Here is a 17,059-nt window from a genome sequence, read left to right as displayed (position 1 = left end):
ATGACCCCAAAACCCGGAGAGATGCTGCACCTCCGCGGCAATGCCCTGAACGCAGGCGACCCTGTGGCGCTGCCCCTCACGCAAAGCAGCATGTACCACCTGCCCGGCGCGCCGGATGGTCTGCCCACCTATGGGCGGGTCGATAACCCAACTTGGGTGCATCTGGAACATGTTCTGGCCCATCTGGAGGACGCGCCGTGCCTTGTGTTCCCATCAGGCATGGCCGCGATCTCGGCGGCGTTCTTTGCCACCATCAAGGCCGGGTCGCGCATCCTGATCCCGTCCGACGGCTATTACGTCACCCGCGTGTTGGCGGATCGGTTCCTGTCGGGTCTGGGCGTGTCGGTCACCGAACGCCCCACGACCGGTTTCACTGAGGGCGGGTTTGACGGGTTCGATGTAGTTTTTGTCGAAAGCCCCTCGAACCCTGGTCTGGATATGATGGACCTGCCCGCGATTGCCCAAGCCGTACGCGCAGCCGGAGGGATCACGATTGCCGACAACACCACCATGACCCCTCTGGGTCAGCGGCCGTTGGATCTGGGCGTGGATGTGGTTGTCGCGTCGGACACCAAAGCGATGGGTGGGCATTCCGACCTGTTGATGGGCCATGTCGCCAGCCGCAACGCGCAGATCATGGAGCGGGTTGAGGAGTGGCGCAAAGTTTCAGGCGCAATCCCCGGCCCGCATGAGGCATGGCTGCTGAATCGCGGGTTGGAAACGCTGGATGTGCGGTTCGACCGGATGTGTGCCTCGGCGCAGGTGCTGGCAGAACGGTTGGCGGATCACCCGGCGGTAAAGTCCATTCGTTATCCCGGCCTGCCCTCTGATCCTGCGCACGCGCTGGCCAAGGCGCAAGTGGCGCGGTTTGGATTCCTGCTGTCGATCACGCTGGACAGCGAAGACAAGGCCGAAACCTTTATCAACGCCTGCCCGATGCTGCGTCCCGCCACATCCTTTGGCGGCGTCCACAGTTCAGCCGAACGCCGCGCGCGGTGGGGCGACGATGTGGACCCGGCCTTCATCCGCCTTTCAGTTGGTTGCGAACCCGTCGAAGAACTTTGGCAGGCGATCAATAGCAGCCTGACTGCGCTGTGATTACTTTTTCTTCTGCTCGCGCAGCTCAGTGAACACATAGATCGGCAGCACGATGCTGGCGATCAACGCCCCCAGCCAGACCAGCAAGGTCGCCGCCAGCAGGTTCGAAATTCCGCCAACGGTCAGACCGTTGGTAATCAGGTCGGTCAGCAACAGCCCCACGAATGTCACGATCAGTGCGATACCACCCTTAATCGCGGGGGCGCGCTTTTCACCCAGCTTCAGGATCAGCGGCTCCGCGATCCACTGAACCAGCGTAAAGACGATCACCACAACGATGAACGAAATCGGCCGGATCGCGAATTCGGGCAGCAAAATCGCGGCAAGCAACAACCCGATGGCGTTACCGACCAGCAGGGCCAGAATGGACTTGAGTCTGCGCGTCATTGAGGTCTCCGTCAGCAATCAATTAGAAACATGAAGATATTAGCAGGATTAAGCAATTTAGCGAGGCGTTTCAAAAGCCCCTTCCTTTTGGCCTGTTGAAATCGCATGATAAAACGGAACTATCAAGATCAGACCCCCACCGATGAGAGGTGAGATGAGCGACGATCCTTACTCCGTCCTTGGTGTTGCGAAAGACGCCACCGCTGCCGAAATCAAGAAAGCCTATCGGCGTATCGCCAAGGAATGTCACCCAGACCTGAAACCCGGCGACGCCGAGGCAGAGGCCAAGTTCAAAGCTGCCGCTGCTGCCTATGACCTGCTGAAAGATCCCGACACACGCGCGCGATACGACCATGGCGAGATTGACGCCTCGGGTCAGGAACGCGCCCAGCAGCAATATTACCGCGACTATGCCGAGGCCGCTGGAAACCCCTATCGCGGGCGGGCTGCGGACCCGGACGATATGTCCGACATCTTTGCCGAGTTCATGCGGGGGCGCGGCGGCTTTGGCCAGCGCAGTCAGGACTTTCACGCGCCCGGCCACAATCGCGGCTACAGCCTGCAAATCAGTTTTCTGGATGCTGTGTTCGGGGCAAGTCAGAAGTTGACGCTGCCCGATGGCGACCGGATCGAGGTCAAAATTCCGGCGGGCATCACCGATGGCCAGACAATCCGTCTGCGGGGCAAAGGCGATCCCGGCTTTGGAGAAGGGCCGCCGGGTGATGCTCTGGTCACGGTTTCGGTCGCGCCGCATCCGGTCTTTGACCGTCAAGGGGATGATATCCACATCACTCTGCCCGTCTCGATTGATGAGGCCATATTGGGCGGCAAAGTCCCTGCACCAACGATTGATGGTGGCGTCAATGTCAGCGTCCCTGCAGGAACCAGCAGCGGCAAGACGCTGCGGTTGCGTGGCAAGGGGGTCAAGAAACGCGGGTCTTCGGAACGGGGCGACCAATTGATCGAACTGACTGTTGCCCTGCCAGACAAGATTGATGCAGACCTGAAAGCTTTCTTCGAAACATGGCGCGAAGCCCACAGCTATGACCCGCGCAAAGGAATGCCGTCATGACACGCGCCCTGACCGAAGAGGAACTGATCACAACCGTTGCCCGGCTGACGTCGACCCGGCTGTCCGAATATCTCGCCGCCGAAATCGTCATCCCGGAGCAGACAAACCGGGGATTGGTATATCACACGCTGGATGTGGCGCGGCTGGAGCTGGCCTGTGAATTGCACGAGCAATACGACATGGAGGCTGACGCGCTGGCCATGATGATCTCGTTGATTGACCAGATGCACGGGTTGCGTGCTGAACTGCGCGAGGTTCTGAGCGCGGTCCAAGCCCAGCCCGACCCCGTGCGGCAAACCCTGATCGAAGTAATCGGCGCGGCGCGGTTCGGCCCCAGGTAACTGGTCAGTTACCGACCACGTATTCCTCGGGCACGAAAAAGGTATAGTCACGATCCGCGACGGCCTCATGACAATCGTGGCAATAGGCGACGTTGTCCGCGCGATCCCCCATGGTGTCGCCAAACAGGGACCCGTCCGGCATGACCATGATATAGCGCCAGTCAGCCGTTTCCGGACTGGTGCCTTCGGCCAGTTTTTCCATGACGAACAACGCACCGGGATGGGTGTTTCCTTCGTCCGTCACGGTCATGCTGTCCTTGGCCAGCACCGACCCGATCGGCAGTTTTTCACCTTCCTGCAAAGTCCCGTAATTGTGCGCCATACGGTTTGCATAACTGTTCACGAACCGCTGCCCATGCGTCGCTGATATATAGGGCGCGTCATTGAACAGAGGCCAGTTCTGGTAATTTCTCAACTGTTCAAACTGCGCTGCCGCATATCCTTGCGCCATTCGCCTTTGCAATGATGTGTAGATTTGCAGCGCTTCTTCCTTTGACAACTCTGCCGGGTTTTCAATCGCCAGATGCGCATCCTCCCCCCCGGACTGAGCCAGCGCCTGACCCGCATCAACAATTGCAAGTGAAAGTGCGGAAATTAAACAAAGTCTTAGTGCTATCAAACGAGAAAACATACTGATCGCCCAAATGGTCAATTCGTTCAGTTGAAAGCCGCGTGCCGTGCAAGAGCAACAATAGCGCTCTTGAACAATCGCGCCATGTCCGGGTGCATACCTTCACCGCTTTGTGTGCTTGAGTGAAGGCAAATGCCGAGTCTAGATCAGACAAATATATCAAACTACGCATGCAATAGACAGCGTTTGACGCAGAAAATCTGGCAGAGGATGGCATAAATTTAGGGCTTAGTTCCCGTCCAGGCCCGCTTCTGCTGCGATCTGCTTGCGGGATTTTCTGGCGCGTTCGGTGGCCGATTTCAACTGGCCGCAGGCCGCCATGATGTCTTCACCGCGCGTTTTCCGTATCGGCGACGCGTATCCCGCCTGATAGATGATGTTCGCAAAGGCCCGGATGCGGTTGTTCGAGCTGCGTTTGTAGGGCGCACCGGGCCATTCGTTAAAGGGGATCAGATTGATCTTGGCCGGGATTTTGTGGCGCTTGATATGGTTGATCAGACGATGCGCGTCCTCGTCACTGTCATTGACGCCATCCAGCATCACGTATTCAAAGGTGATCCGCTCGGAATTCGACGCTTTGGGATAGTTGGCCAGCGCTTGCAGCAGCTCGTCGATATTCCAGCGCTTGTTGATGGGCACCAGTACGTCGCGCGTCTCGTCCGTGGTGGCGTGGAACGAGATCGCCAGCAGGCATCCGATTTCTTCGGCAGTGCGCGCAATCTCAGGCACAACGCCCGAGGTCGACAATGTGATCCGGCGACGTGACAGAGAAATGCCTTCGGGGTCCATGGCGATCTTCATCGCGTCGCGGACATTTTCGAAATTGTAGAGCGGTTCACCCATGCCCATCAGAACGATGTTCGACAGCAGGCGTGTTTCATCCTTGGGCGCGCCGGGGGTGGGCCATTCGTCCAGATCGTCGCGCGCCATCATCACCTGACCGACGATTTCCGCAGCGGTCAGGTTGCGCACCAGTTTCTGCGTGCCAGTGTGGCAGAAGGAACAGGTCAGCGTGCATCCGACCTGAGATGAGATACACAGCGTGCCGCGATCTTCCTCGGGGATATAGACAACCTCGACCTCATGCCCACCGGCGATGCGGCACAGGTATTTGCGGGTGCAGTCTTCGGACACCTGACGGGTCACGACCTCGGGGATTTCGATGACGAAATGCTCGGCCAGTTGGGCGCGATACGCTTTGGCAAGGTTTGTCATCTCGGCGAAATCGCGCTTGCCCCACTGGTAAATCCACTGCCAGATCTGACCGGTGCGCATCTTGGCCTGCTTTTCCGGCGTGCCATGGTCGATCAGCGCCGCGCGCAACTGGTCACGGGTCAGCCCGACAAGGTTCACTTTCCCCTCGGGCAATTTGCGGGGGATCGTCATGACGTCTTGAGTGATCGGCGCTTTGGGCGACATGGGCTATCTCGGCAGATTCTGGCTTGGGATGCGCCTCTATATAGGACCCAGCGCAAAGATCAAAAGGAATCGTACAGATCAATTTGCAAGACGCAGCAGTTCGTCCACGCGCACCCGGCCAAGCTCAACACGGCAAGAGGTGATGCCGATGCCTGTCCCCGACCCGCCCCCATACGATGCACCCACTGCTTCGCACTGCGCGTCCCTGTATCTTATCCACGCATCTTGCGACGCTTCCAAGGCAGGCTGGACGACAACGCGTTGCGTCACGTCGTCCAGTTCTTTCGCGGACTGCATCGCAATCGCATAACTTGTCTCCAGTGCCAGTTCGACGCGCTGTTCCATGTCGCCGACACATGTTCCGATTTCGACCTGGGAACTAGCGTCCCCACACTCCAAAGCAGGATCCGCCGCTGCGGAGGACGAAAGCAACAAGACGAAAAAAGCAAAACGCATGACCAACCCCCTGAAATCACTGGTGCGGCAATTGCTATAATAGCACGCAATCGGCAGCGACCCCAAACGCGTGTTGGCCGCATCAGCAGGGCTTATGCGGCCGATGCCCTAAGGTTTGTTCGGACTGAGTTGTGCCGCCGAAAGACGCTCAGACCCCGGCAGGCAGGATATCACAGTCCGAGGCGTCCAATGTTTTCACCGGATCATCTGGGCCGCATTGGTCCCCGGTTACTGGGTAGGTATCTGCTTCTTTTTCACACGCACCAAGAAACACGGTGGCTGCCATCAACAACGCAGAAAGGGATTTGTTCAGCATCTGCAGGTTCCTTCATCATTACTGAACCGATGAGTTCAGAAAATGAGGCCCCTCGCTTTGATACGAATCAAATTGACGGTCAACACCCGGCAAAAGAGAACCCAGCTAAATGACGGGGCGATCTGGCGAACAAACCTATTGGTTGGTGCAGCGCTTTTCTGCGTCTTCGATCGCAGCCGTGAACCCCAGCAACGAGAACGTGTCCTTGGTCTGCGTGCCACGCTCGGACCGGGCCGTCAGGACAGCTTCGGTACCGCGCTTCATAGCTGCAACCACTTTGAGGTCTTCGCCTTCAGTTGCGGGCCATGCCCATTCGCCTTCGGTGATCAGCTCGAACTTGGTGCCGTCAACGTCCAGGTTAACAGTTGAACCGGCTGCAAAGGGATAGCCGCCGGTGAACGTGACTTGACCCTTCACTTCGGCGTTGGGGCGGTAAAAGACGAACAACAGGATGTCGCTGCGTCGGACCGACACAACACGCCCACCGCGTGTGTTTACCGTTTCTTTCGGGGCGGATACGCTCCAGCATTCCGTGGGATCATCCTCGACGAACACGCTCCAGTCAGTTTTGGCTGCAACGCGATTTGTGCTGGTCGCCTGCTGAGCGGTTGCTGTTGTAGCCATCCCTGCCACGCAAAGACCCGCGATCACGCGGACAAGCTTTGATCCCATTGTCCAGCCTCCTAGCTCGACCTAATACCTCACACCCACCGAACATGCCTGCGAACCCTGCCTGGTTCGTCTGTGAGTTGCGTAATCCGGTGATTGCCGACATACACACACTAACGCAGGTTTCGCCACAGGCGAAAGGGCGATTGGCAGAATTTTGCGCATGTTACGGAGGGTCCAGATGACGCAGCCGGTACCAATGACAGAACTGTGGCGCGGCCCCTTGCTGGAGAGCCTGCATCTGGGCCATGCGGTGATCTGCGATGACAGCGGCCAGATCGTGCAAAGCTGGGGCGATCCTGACGCGGTGATCTATCCGAGATCCTCGGCCAAGATGATCCAGGGGCTTCCGCTGATTACATCCGGGGCGGCGGCGAAATACGGGCTGAATTCGGAACATCTGGCACTGGCCTGCGCGTCCCACAGCGGCGCGCACATCCACACGGATCGGGTGTCGGCCTGGCTGGATCATCTGGGCCTGACCGAACACGATCTGCGCTGCGGCCCGCAAGAACCGCAAGACATGGCGGCACGCGACGGCTTGATACTGGCGGATGACACACCCTGCCAGATTCACAACAATTGCTCTGGCAAGCATTGCGGGTTCCTTACCGTGGCCCAGCATATGGGGGCCGGGCCAGAATACCTTGAGATCGACCACCCCGTGCAACAAGCCTGCCTGTCAGCCATCGAAGAAACAACCGGCGAGACCAGCCCGGCCTATGGGATCGACGGTTGCTCGGCCCCCAACTTTGCAACCTCGCTGGCTGGGTTGGCGCGGTCGATGGCATGGTTTGCCAGCGCCGCGGAGCGGTCCGATCGCGCCAGCGATGCGGCGGCGCAACTGACGGCTGCGATGATCAAACATCCTGAACTGGTTGCCGGGGAAAGCCGCGCCTGCACCGAATTAATGCGCGCCATGGGTGGCCGTGCAGCTATCAAAACCGGGGCTGAGGCCGTTTTTGTTGCAATACTCCCGGAGAAACGCATGGGGGTCGCGCTGAAGATCACCGACGGCACCACGCGGGCAAGCGAATGTGCCATTGCCGCCATTCTGGTCAGCCTTGGTGTGCTGGAGGCCGATCACCCGGCCACCCGTAAGTTCATGAACGCCATACAATACAGCCGTCGTGGTCTGGAATGCGGGCTAATACGCCCAGCGCCGGGTTTCCCCGGCTAGGCGTTACATCTCGATCTCGTGTACCTCGGCCACCTCGACCGAGCCTGAACCGTTCACCACCATCGGGCAGCCCTTGGCCATCTCGGTTGCGGCATCCATGCTATCGGCCTTGATGACAGTAAAGCCCGAGGCCGGGTTTGCGCCGCCATTGTCAACCACACCACTGGAGCTGACCGTATAGGACTGACCAACCGGGTTTCCGGGGATTTCAAGCGCCGCGCCCATATTCTGGAACCAAGCGCCCCAGGCGGCCATGGTCGCTTCGATCTCGGCCGGGTCGGTCGGAGTATGACCACCGTGATAAACAAAAAGAAATTGCGGCATTCTTTCCTCCCTACTGAAATCTAATTCAACTGCGCAGCAAGCTTGTTGAGCGTCGAGGTCCAGCCTTTTTCATGGTTGGCTGCGTTATCGTCGTCACCCAGTTCGCGGTGATCAATGATCAAGCGTGCGCCTTGGCCAGCGGCTTCAACGAATAGCGTCACGTGACTTTCCGCGCCGCGCCGATCCTGATCGTCATGCCAGCCCCACGTAAACCCAACGGATTTGGGCGGATCAACGTGTGTGACCTGCCCCGATACCTTGAACCGCTGGCCCTCTGCGTTCCGCATCACCGAATACCACGGGCCAAGGCGTGAAAAATCCAGATTGTGTTCGGGCACATGCACGCCTTCCGGCCCCCACCACAGCAACAGCTTTTCTGCATTGCTGATCCAGGCAAACAGGTCCTTGGGGTCTATCGGGAACTCTCGCTCCAGTTTCAGGTCGGCCATGACTGCTCCTTTTCGATAGCGTCGCCCAGACGATCAAGGCTGCTTTCCCAGAATTGCCGTTTCGAGATGGTCCATTCAGCAACAGCCCGCAGCCCTTCGGCCCGGATGGAATACATGCGCTGCGTCCCATGCACACGCTGCTGAACCAGACCCGCCTCACGCAGCACCTTCAAATGCCGCGAGATCGCAGCACCGGACATGCCGCGCCCTTCGATCAGGTCACCGGCAGGCAGTTCTCCGTCTTGCATTAACTGTTCGACGATCGAAAACCGGGTGGCATCGGACAATGCGGAAAAAGCGGTCAGAAGTGTGTTCATAACCGATTATTAACATTTTTGTTAAATTTAGAAAAGCCCAGATATCACGCACAGACAAAATCGGACCGAGCGTATCCTTGCACGTATAGCAGAGCAGTCAAATCACCGTGGTTGACCCGAACATCGCATTTCTCGGCGACTGAGGGCTTGGCATGCAGCGCGACACCCGTTCCAGCGCGGCCCAGCATCCCAAGATCATTTGCACCGTCGCCCACGGCAATCACGTCCTCCTCAGACAAACCCAGCCGCGCCGTGATCTGCTCCAGGGCGTCTACCTTGGCCTGCCGTCCCAGAATTGGATGCTGAACGTCGCCTGTCAGTTTGCCGTTCTCGGCCAGCAGGGTGTTGGCCCGGTTTTCATCGAAGCCCAAAACCTCTCCGACTTTTGCTGTGAAGGCCGTAAACCCGCCTGAAACAAGCGCTGCGTATCCGCCGGTTGCACGCATGGTCGCGACCAGTTCCTGACCGCCGGGCATCAGGGTAATCCGTTCGGCCAGCACTTTGGCGATCACGGCCTCGTCCAGACCTTTCAAAAGACCGACGCGTTCGGTCAGCGCGCCCTCGAAATCCAGATCACCGTTCATCGCGCGGGCGGTGATATCCTTGACACGGTCGCCGACGCCCGCTTCGTCCGCCAATTCGTCGATACACTCCTGCTGGATCATGGTGCTGTCCATATCGGCCAGCAGCATCTTTTTTCGCCGTCCTTCGGTGGGCTGCACGATCAGATCAACACCCATCTTCTGCAAATCCGCCCAGACGTCCCATTGATTGTCGGGGACTTGAGATACCGAAAACTCGGCCGCCTCGTCCGGGCTGAGCCAAACGATGTCGCCCCCGCCCCACGCATTGCGCAACGAGTCCACCAGTGGCTGGTTCAGCGTCGGCGCGTCGGGGTTGGTGATCAGTGTGGCAACGTACATCTTCGGTCTCCTGCAAGCTGCCCTGCGCATATCGCAGGTGCAGCATTTTCGCCAGAGACAGATTGATGCGGCCTAGCCCAGAATTCCCGGCAACCGCAAACCATGGTCGCGTGCGCAATCCTTTGCGATGTCATAGCCCGCATCCGCATGTCGCCACACACCCGAGGCCGGGTCGTTCCACAACACACGCTCCAACCGTCGTGCTGCATCCTCGGTTCCGTCGGCGCAGATCACCACGCCAGCGTGCTGACTGAAGCCCATGCCAACACCGCCGCCATGGTGCAGCGATACCCATGTCGCGCCACTGGCCGTGTTGATCAACGCATTCAGCAAAGGCCAGTCACTTACCGCGTCGGATCCATCCAGCATCGCTTCGGTTTCGCGGTTGGGACTGGCGACCGAGCCGCTGTCCAGGTGGTCGCGTCCGATCACGACCGGGGCTTTCAACTCACCATTGGCCACCATCTCGTTGAAAGCCAAACCCGCGCGGTGCCGGTCCCCCAGCCCGATCCAACAGATACGGGCAGGCAACCCTTGAAATGCGATCCGATCTCGGGCCATGTCCAGCCAACGATGGAGGTGCTCATTCTCGGGGAACAGTTCCTTCATCTTGGCGTCGGTCTTGTAGATATCCTCGGGGTCACCGGACAGCGCGCACCAGCGGAACGGACCGATCCCTTTGCAGAACAGCGGTCGGATATAGGCAGGAACGAAACCGGGAAAGGCAAAGGCATTCTCCAGCCCTTCATCCTGCGCCACCTGTCGGATGTTGTTACCATAATCCAGAGTCGGCACGCCTGCGTTCCAGAAGTCCACCATCGCCGCAACGTGCTGCTTCATTGATGCGCACGCGGCCTTTTCGACCGATTTAGGGTCTGTTTCACGCTTATCGCGCCATTCGGCCATCGACCATCCCAAGGGCAGATAGCCGTTGATCGGGTCATGTGCACTGGTCTGGTCAGTAACGATGTCTGGGCGCATCCCACCGTCGGCCATACGGCGGTAAATCTCGGGGAAAACCTCGGCAGCATTGCCCAGCAAACCAACCGATTTCGCCTCACCCGCTTTAGTCCAGCGGTCGATCATCGCCAATGCCTCGTCCAGAGTGTCGGCCTTTTCGTCCAGATATTTTGTCCGCAGGCGAAAGTCGATGCTGTCTGGGTTGCATTCGACCGCCAGACAACAGGCCCCGGCGAAAACAGCCGCCAAAGGCTGCGCGCCGCCCATGCCGCCCAGACCGCCGGTCAGAATCCATCGGCCCGTCAGGTCGCCGCCATAGTGCTGGCGTCCAGCTTCGGCAAAGGTTTCATAGGTGCCCTGAACGATGCCTTGCGTGCCGATATAGATCCACGACCCCGCAGTCATCTGGCCGTACATCATCAAGCCTTTCTTATCGAGCTCGTTGAAATGGTCCCATGTCGCCCAATGCGGCACGATGTTGGAATTGGCGATCAAGACGCGCGGCGCATCCTTGTGCGTGCGGATAATGGCCACAGGCTTGCCGGACTGGACGATCAGGGTCTCGTCCACCTCCAGATCCTTTAGACCAGCCACGATCCTGTCGAAATCCTTCCACGTGCGCGCCGCGCGTCCGATACCGCCATAAACCACCAACTCATGCGGGTTTTCGGCCACGTCCGGGTGCAGGTTGTTCATCAACATCCGCAGCGGAGCCTCGGTCACCCAGCTTTTGGCATTCAACTCGGGGCCGGTCGGCGGATAGACATCGCGGGTGTTTTTGCGCGGATCGCTCATGTGTGGGCTCCTGTGTTGGTGAGTTCGCCTGAAAGCGCCAGTTCGTTTAAACGGGACAGCATATTGCGCAGATGAGGTCGCAGGGCTGCGGCGCGGTCATCCCGCCACGTCCACGGGGGTATTTCGTCCATATAGGCCCGCTGTGCGATTTCCATCTGGATCGCGTGGATACCCTCGGACGGGCGGCCGTAATGGCGCGTCGTCCATCCCCCCCGGAAGCGACCGTTCAGAACGGATGAAAACCCGTCCGCCTCAATCGCGACGTGATGCACAGCCTGCTCAACAGCGGGATGACAACTCTGGCCGACATTTGTGCCTGTATTGAACACCGGCAATTCGCCTTCAAACAGATAAGGGATCACCGACCGGATCGAGTGGCAATCGAACAGGATTGCAACACCGTGGCGATCGCGGACCCGTTTCAACTCTTGCCGCAAAGCATCGTGATAGGGTGCGTGAAACGCCAGCCGCCGGCTTTCCGTTTCCTCCGCCGAAGGAGTCTGACCCTCGGCCCAGATCGGGTGCCCGTCAAAATCTGTCAACGGGACAAGCGTCGTCGTGTTTTGCCCGGGATACAGCGACGCCCCATCCGGTGCGCGATTGGCATCAACGACGTAGCGATGGATGTTGGATTGAACGACGGAAACCCCGTCAAAAAGGCCATCATAGAGCCTGTTTATGTGCCAGTCGGTATCGCTAAGCCCACGGCCGGTATCATTCAGGCGCGCCGCGATATCGGCGGGTACAAATGTCCCGCCATGAGGTTGCCCCAGCACGATCGGCCCGTCGCCCTTTAGGACGTTGACCACTTGCATCAGTTCAGCCCCGGCATTGGGGTGCCTACCGCGCGCAGGATATCCCCACCTGCAACCAGCTTTTTCGCAGCTTCAAGGTCCGGGGCAAGATAGCGATCATCCTTTAGCGGGTCGATGTCCGCGCGCAGACGCTTGATGACCTGCTGCAACGGCACGCTGGTCCTCAGCGGAGCGCGAAATTCCACACCCTGAGCAGCGCACAGCAATTCAACCCCCAGAATATAGCTTAGGTTGTCCACCATCCGCATCAGACGCCGCGCCCCGTGTGCAGCCATCGAGACGTGGTCTTCTTGGTTGGCAGATGTTGGCGTGCTGTCTGTCACGCAAGGGTTCGCCAGATGCTTGTTTTCGCTCATCAACGCGGCTGTGGTGACTTCGGCGATCATAAGGCCCGAGTTCAATCCCGGCTCGGGCGTCAGGAAGGGCGGCAGGTCAAAGCTGAGCGCAGGGTCAACCATCAAAGCAATACGGCGCTGCGCAATCGCGCCGATTTCTGACAGGGCCAGTGCGATCATATCCGCCGCAAATCCCACGGGTTCGGCATGGAAATTCCCACCTGACAGAATTGCGTCCTCAAGCACCAACGGATTATCCGTGGCGGCGTTGGCCTCAATCCCCAGCGTGGTCGCCGCCTGACGCATGACATCCATCGCCGCGCCCGTGACCTGTGGCTGGCACCGGATGCAATACGGGTCCTGCACGCGGGTGTCCCCGTCACGATGGCTCTCACGGATTTCGGACCCGGCGAGAATGGATCGCATGGCACCTGCGGCTTCGGTTTGCCCACGATGACCGCGCAGGGCGTGAATCTCGGGCCGCAGAGGGGCGGTAGATCCCATTATCGCGTCCGTCGAAAGCGCTGAAATGGTCAGAGCGTTCTGGGCTGCACGCCAGGCTTCGAACAATCCGGCCAGCGCGTATGCGGTTGAGAATTGGGTGCCGTTAATAAAGGCCAACCCTTCTTTCGGTCCAAGCTCAACTGGCTCTAACCCGACCGAATTCAGCGCTTCGCGCCCGAGTAATTGGCTACCGTCTACGTCGGCCTCTCCCTCTCCGATCAACACGGCCGTCATATGCGCCAGCGGTGCAAGATCGCCAGAAGCGCCTACAGACCCCTGCGCAGGCACAACCGGAGTAACCCCGCGCTCTAGCATATTTTGCAACAGCTCGATCAAGTCCCAACGCACACCCGACGCTCCGCGCCCGAACGAGATCAGTTTAAGCGTCATCATAAGCCGGGTAATGCGGCGGGGCACAGCAGACCCGACGCCACAGCAATGGCTGAGGATCAGGTTACGCTGCAGCTTGGCGGTGTCATCCGCCTTGATCTTATGGCTGGCCAGCTTGCCAAAGCCGGTATTGACGCCATAAACGGCGGCTTCTCCTGCGGCGGCCTCACGAACACGTGCCGCTGCCGCATCGACTGCTGGCCTGCACCCGTCTTCCAGAAAAGCCGAAGCCTGCGTCCAATAGACCTCCGCAAGATCAGACAGCGAAACCTGTCCCGGCACCAAAGCGTAGCGCGTCATGCCTGACCTCCGAATATGCGCGTATGCAGGGGGTTGAATCCAATCCGGTACGGCAACTCTGCCGGATGCTGAACATCCCACACTGTCAGATCAGCGCGCTGACCAACAGCGATCGTGCCGGTATCCCGAAGCCCAAGCGCTCGGGCCGCATTCCGGGTGACCCCGGCCCATGCTTCTTCGGGGGTCAGGCGGAACAGGGTGCAGGCCATGTTCATCGTCAGCAAAATGGACGCCAACGGTGACGACCCCGGATTGCAATCCGTCGCCAGCGCGATAGGCACATGACTGTCTCTTAGCATCTGCACCGGAGGAGCCTGCGTTTCCCGCAAGGTGTAGAACGCCCCCGGCAAAAGCACCGCTACGGTGCCCGCTTCCGCGATTGCCGATACGCCATCTGCGTCCAGATACTCGATATGATCAGCGGACAAAGCCCCGTATCTGGCCGCCAGTTTTGCGCCGCCAAGATTTGAAAGCTGTTCGGCATGCAGTTTAACGGGCAACCCAAGGTGCTTGGCTTCATCAAAAACAACGGTGATCTGGTCTGGCGAAAAGGCTATTCCTTCACAAAAGCCGTCTACCGCATCCACCAACCCCTCGGCATGAGCCGCGCGCAGGGTTGGAAGGCAAACGTCATACAGATAGTCATCTGGCCGGCCCGCATAGTCAGGTGGCACAGCATGTGCGCCCAAAAAGCTTGTTCTGACCCGAACCCGGCGAGCCTGCCCGATCTGACGCGCCACGCGCAGCATTTTCAGTTCGGTTTCAGTATCCAACCCATAACCGGATTTGATTTCGATGCAGGCGACACCTTCGGCCATCAATGCATCCACGCGCGTCAGGGCGTCGGCCAAAAGCTCTGCTTCGCTGGCCTGTCGTGTCGCCGTGACCGTCGACAGGATTCCGCCCCCCGCGCGCGCAATCTGTTCGTATGAGGCACCGTTTAGCCGCATCTCGAACTCTGCTGCCCGGTTGCCCCCGAATACAATATGCGTGTGGGCGTCAATCAGGGCCGGTGTCATCAATCTGTCCCCAAAATCCGTGCTTGGCCACGCCTTATAATGCTGGGGCAAGGCTAACTTGGGGCCGAACCACGCAATTCTCTCACCTTCGACCGCAACCGCCATGTCCCGGCCCAAACCGTATGGCTCAGACCCCGGCATCATCGAGGCCACCTGAGAACAGAAAAGGACCGATTGTGCCGCCATGACGATTCCTTGGGGTTCCCGTTGCAATTTGCTATTTCGTATATGTATAAATATTTAAAGTCTACACAAATTGGAATGCCTATGTCGGTCCTTGCCAAAACTGCCTTATTAGGCTCTGATTGGGTCCACGACCTTTGGGTCAAGGTCGAGAATGGCCGGATAACGCAGCTACAAACCGGGGTCGCGGCCAAACCGGATGACGTGCGCGTCGATGTTCTGTTGCCAGCCTTAGCAAACCTGCACAGCCACGCCTTCCAAAGGGCCATGGCAGGCATGACCGAAGTGCGCGCAGCCGGACGCGAAAGCTTTTGGACGTGGCGCACCCTGATGTACCGCTTTCTGGACAGGCTAACCCCGGAACAGATTCAAGCCATTGCAGCATTGGTCTACATGGAGATGCAGGAGGCCGGATACGCGTCGGTGGGTGAGTTTCACTATGTCCACAACCAACCCGGTGGGCAGCCTTACGACTCGCCTTCCGAACTCAGTCAGCGCATCTTTGCCGCCGCAAGTCAGACCGGCATCGGGTTGACACATCTGCCGGTGCTCTACACCTATGGTGGCGTGCGGCAGGAGCCTTTGACCGGCGGGCAATTGCGATTTGGCAACTCGACCAATAAGTTTCTGAAACTGGTTGAAGACTGCCAAAAGGCCCTACCCCATGCGGATTCTGTAATCGGGGTCGCACCCCACTCACTACGTGCAACCACAGTGCAGGACATTCGGGCCGTACTCGACGAGCGGCCAACCGGTCCTGTTCACATGCACATCGCCGAGCAGGTGCAGGAAGTCTCCGCCGTCGAAGCCGCCCTTGGTGACCGTCCAGTAAGCTGGCTGTTCAGCAACTTTGACGTGGATAGCCGCTGGTGCCTGATCCATGCCACGCACATGACCGACGAGGAAACACAGCGGCTGGCACGATCCGAGGCCGTGGCAGGGCTGTGCCCAATCACCGAAGCCAACCTTGGGGACGGTATCTTCAACGGGGCGGAGTACATCAGCAATCGTGGGCGGTTCGGGATCGGATCAGACTCGAACATCCGAATCTCACTGTCCGAAGAGCTTCGGATGCTGGAGTATTCGCAACGCCTCCGTGACCGGGCGCGCACCATAATGGTTTCGCCAGAAGGGTCGGTTGGCCACGCCCTTTACACAGGTGCGGCCTGCGGTGGCGCTCAGGCGCTGGCACGTGAGGGAGGGGAAATTGCCGTAGGCAAGTTAGCGGACCTGGTTGCAATAGACCGAACGCACCCGACGCTGTGTGCCTTGCGCGACGATCAAGTGCTGGACGGCCTGTGTTTTGCTGCCCCCGATGGGCTGGTGACAGATCTGTGGTCGGCAGGGCGCCATATGGTGCGGCAAGGGCGGCACATTCATCGCGATCAGATCATCCCTGCGTACCGGGAAGCGATTGCTGAACTGCTGAGTGAACTCTAAGACAAGGTACCAAACCCGAGGCCACATGACCCAATCCACCGAAAACACCAGCTACAAAGACATCAAGAAAACCGTTCTGGCACGTATTCGGTCCGGTGATTGGCAGCCGGACTCGCTGCTGCCGAATGAATCGGAACTTGCCACCGAGTTTTCGTGCACCCGTACCACCGTCAACCGGGCGCTGAGGGAACTGGCGGAGGAAGGATATCTGGAACGTCGCCGCAAGGCCGGAACGCGGGTCTTGAGCGCACCGCAACGACAGGCGCGTTTCACCATCCCTATGGTGCGGGACGAGGTTGAGGCGTTGGGCGGAACCTATCGCTATGCGCTTGTATCCTGCGATCAGAAAACAGCACCCGACTGGTTGACCGCGCGGCTTGCCCTATCACCGGGTCATGAGGTCATGCATGTGCGGTGCATGCACTATTCGGGCAACACCCCATTTCAGTACGAGGACCGCTGGATCGTTACCGACAGCGTACCGCAAGTGAAGCAGGCGAATTTTTCGGAGATCGGCCCGAATGAATGGCTGATCCAGACCGTGCCTTTCACCAATGTGGAACTGACCTTTCTGGCCAGTCGCGCCGATGCAGCACTGGCTGATTTTCTGGATGTCGCAGAAGGTGAGCCGGTTTTTACAGGTGAACGCATCACGTGGCTTGAGGGGCGGCCGGTTACCTTCGCCAAGATGTATTTTGCAGCCGGGTACCGCATGACCACTCAGTTCTGAGAGGAT

The 17,059-nt window shown here is 58.9% G+C and carries 20 protein-coding genes; 6 read left to right on the top strand and 14 right to left on the bottom strand.

The window, feature by feature from the left end; genetic code table 11:
- Complete coding sequence (locus GOV87_RS05365; RefSeq protein ID WP_171211098.1) at nt 1-1,098, top strand: cystathionine gamma-lyase; 1,098 nt, start codon at nt 1-3, stop codon at nt 1,096-1,098.
- Here GOV87_RS05365 and GOV87_RS05360 read toward each other — a convergent pair whose 3' ends face one another.
- Nucleotides 1,099-1,485, bottom strand: coding sequence for a hypothetical protein (locus GOV87_RS05360; RefSeq protein WP_171124558.1), 387 nt, complete (start codon nt 1,483-1,485; stop codon nt 1,099-1,101).
- Nucleotides 1,486-1,639: 154 nt separating this feature from the next.
- Between GOV87_RS05360 and GOV87_RS05355 the strand changes: the two genes are divergently transcribed.
- A complete protein-coding gene (locus GOV87_RS05355) occupies nt 1,640-2,557 on the top strand; it encodes a DnaJ C-terminal domain-containing protein (protein WP_171211097.1) in 918 nt (305 codons plus the stop codon).
- Nucleotides 2,554-2,898 carry a hypothetical protein gene (locus tag GOV87_RS05350; RefSeq protein WP_171211096.1) on the top strand — a complete coding sequence of 115 codons (345 nt, stop codon included), beginning with the start codon at nt 2,554-2,556 and terminating at the stop codon, nt 2,896-2,898. Before GOV87_RS05355 ends, GOV87_RS05350 begins: the two co-directional genes overlap by 4 nt.
- 4 nt (nt 2,899-2,902) lie before the next feature.
- Here the strand turns inward: GOV87_RS05350 and GOV87_RS05345 are convergent, their stop codons facing one another.
- The 5 genes from GOV87_RS05345 to GOV87_RS05325 form a co-directional block, all read right to left on the bottom strand.
- Nucleotides 2,903-3,529 carry a cytochrome P460 family protein gene (locus GOV87_RS05345; RefSeq protein WP_171126404.1) on the bottom strand — a complete coding sequence of 209 codons (627 nt, stop codon included), beginning with the start codon at nt 3,527-3,529 and terminating at the stop codon, nt 2,903-2,905.
- Between the two features lie 228 nt (nt 3,530-3,757).
- Nucleotides 3,758-4,948 (bottom strand): 23S rRNA (adenine(2503)-C(2))-methyltransferase RlmN, encoded by a 1,191-nt coding sequence (rlmN, locus tag GOV87_RS05340; RefSeq protein WP_171211095.1) that lies wholly within the window; start codon nt 4,946-4,948, stop codon nt 3,758-3,760.
- Nucleotides 4,949-5,026: 78 nt separating this feature from the next.
- Entirely contained in the window at nt 5,027-5,404 is a 378-nt protein-coding gene (locus GOV87_RS05335; protein WP_171126406.1) for a lysozyme inhibitor LprI family protein, read from the bottom strand.
- Nucleotides 5,405-5,552: 148 nt separating this feature from the next.
- The gene (locus GOV87_RS05330) at nt 5,553-5,720 is read right to left on the bottom strand and encodes a hypothetical protein (protein ID WP_171124569.1); all 168 of its coding nucleotides are present in this window, start codon (nt 5,718-5,720) and stop codon (nt 5,553-5,555) included.
- A gap of 135 nt (nt 5,721-5,855) precedes the next feature.
- Nucleotides 5,856-6,392, bottom strand: a complete 537-nt coding sequence (locus GOV87_RS05325; RefSeq protein ID WP_171124571.1) for an invasion associated locus B family protein — start codon at nt 6,390-6,392, stop codon at nt 5,856-5,858.
- A gap of 178 nt (nt 6,393-6,570) precedes the next feature.
- On the opposite strand from GOV87_RS05325, the gene GOV87_RS05320 reads away from it, so the two are divergent.
- On the top strand, nt 6,571-7,569 hold the full coding sequence (locus tag GOV87_RS05320; protein WP_171211094.1) for an asparaginase: 999 nt from the start codon (nt 6,571-6,573) through the stop codon (nt 7,567-7,569).
- 3 nt (nt 7,570-7,572) lie between these two features.
- Here the strand turns inward: GOV87_RS05320 and GOV87_RS05315 are convergent, their stop codons facing one another.
- From GOV87_RS05315 to hutI, 8 genes are all read right to left on the bottom strand, one after another.
- Nucleotides 7,573-7,893, bottom strand: coding sequence for a YciI family protein (locus GOV87_RS05315; protein ID WP_170388837.1), 321 nt, complete (start codon nt 7,891-7,893; stop codon nt 7,573-7,575).
- Between the two features lie 20 nt (nt 7,894-7,913).
- The gene (locus tag GOV87_RS05310) at nt 7,914-8,342 is read right to left on the bottom strand and encodes an SRPBCC domain-containing protein (RefSeq protein ID WP_171211093.1); all 429 of its coding nucleotides are present in this window, start codon (nt 8,340-8,342) and stop codon (nt 7,914-7,916) included.
- Entirely contained in the window at nt 8,330-8,659 is a 330-nt protein-coding gene (locus tag GOV87_RS05305) for a helix-turn-helix transcriptional regulator (RefSeq protein ID WP_170388839.1), read from the bottom strand. The genes GOV87_RS05310 and GOV87_RS05305 overlap by 13 nt, the downstream gene beginning before the upstream one ends.
- A 44-nt stretch (nt 8,660-8,703) precedes the next feature.
- Nucleotides 8,704-9,582 (bottom strand): phosphoserine phosphatase SerB, encoded by an 879-nt coding sequence (serB, locus tag GOV87_RS05300; RefSeq protein WP_171211092.1) that lies wholly within the window; start codon nt 9,580-9,582, stop codon nt 8,704-8,706.
- Between the two features lie 72 nt (nt 9,583-9,654).
- Complete coding sequence (hutU, locus tag GOV87_RS05295) at nt 9,655-11,337, bottom strand: urocanate hydratase (protein WP_171211091.1); 1,683 nt, start codon at nt 11,335-11,337, stop codon at nt 9,655-9,657.
- Nucleotides 11,334-12,152 (bottom strand): N-formylglutamate deformylase, encoded by an 819-nt coding sequence (hutG, locus tag GOV87_RS05290; protein ID WP_171211090.1) that lies wholly within the window; start codon nt 12,150-12,152, stop codon nt 11,334-11,336. Before hutG ends, hutU begins: the two co-directional genes overlap by 4 nt.
- The gene (gene hutH, locus GOV87_RS05285) at nt 12,152-13,681 is read right to left on the bottom strand and encodes a histidine ammonia-lyase (RefSeq protein ID WP_171211089.1); all 1,530 of its coding nucleotides are present in this window, start codon (nt 13,679-13,681) and stop codon (nt 12,152-12,154) included. The genes hutG and hutH overlap by 1 nt, the downstream gene beginning before the upstream one ends.
- Nucleotides 13,678-14,886: an imidazolonepropionase gene (gene hutI, locus GOV87_RS05280; protein ID WP_171211088.1), complete on the bottom strand. Its 1,209-nt coding sequence runs from the start codon at nt 14,884-14,886 to the stop codon at nt 13,678-13,680. The genes hutH and hutI overlap by 4 nt, the downstream gene beginning before the upstream one ends.
- A gap of 81 nt (nt 14,887-14,967) precedes the next feature.
- On the opposite strand from hutI, the gene GOV87_RS05275 reads away from it, so the two are divergent.
- The gene (locus tag GOV87_RS05275; protein ID WP_171211087.1) at nt 14,968-16,323 is read left to right on the top strand and encodes a formimidoylglutamate deiminase; all 1,356 of its coding nucleotides are present in this window, start codon (nt 14,968-14,970) and stop codon (nt 16,321-16,323) included.
- A gap of 25 nt (nt 16,324-16,348) precedes the next feature.
- Entirely contained in the window at nt 16,349-17,053 is a 705-nt protein-coding gene (locus GOV87_RS05270) for a GntR family transcriptional regulator (RefSeq protein ID WP_171211086.1), read from the top strand.
- Nucleotides 17,054-17,059 lie beyond the last annotated feature (6 nt).

This window comes from Ruegeria sp. HKCCA5426 (assembly GCF_013034585.1).
Lineage (GTDB): Bacteria > Pseudomonadota > Alphaproteobacteria > Rhodobacterales > Rhodobacteraceae > Ruegeria.
This window is presented reverse-complemented; position numbering and strand designations above follow the sequence as displayed.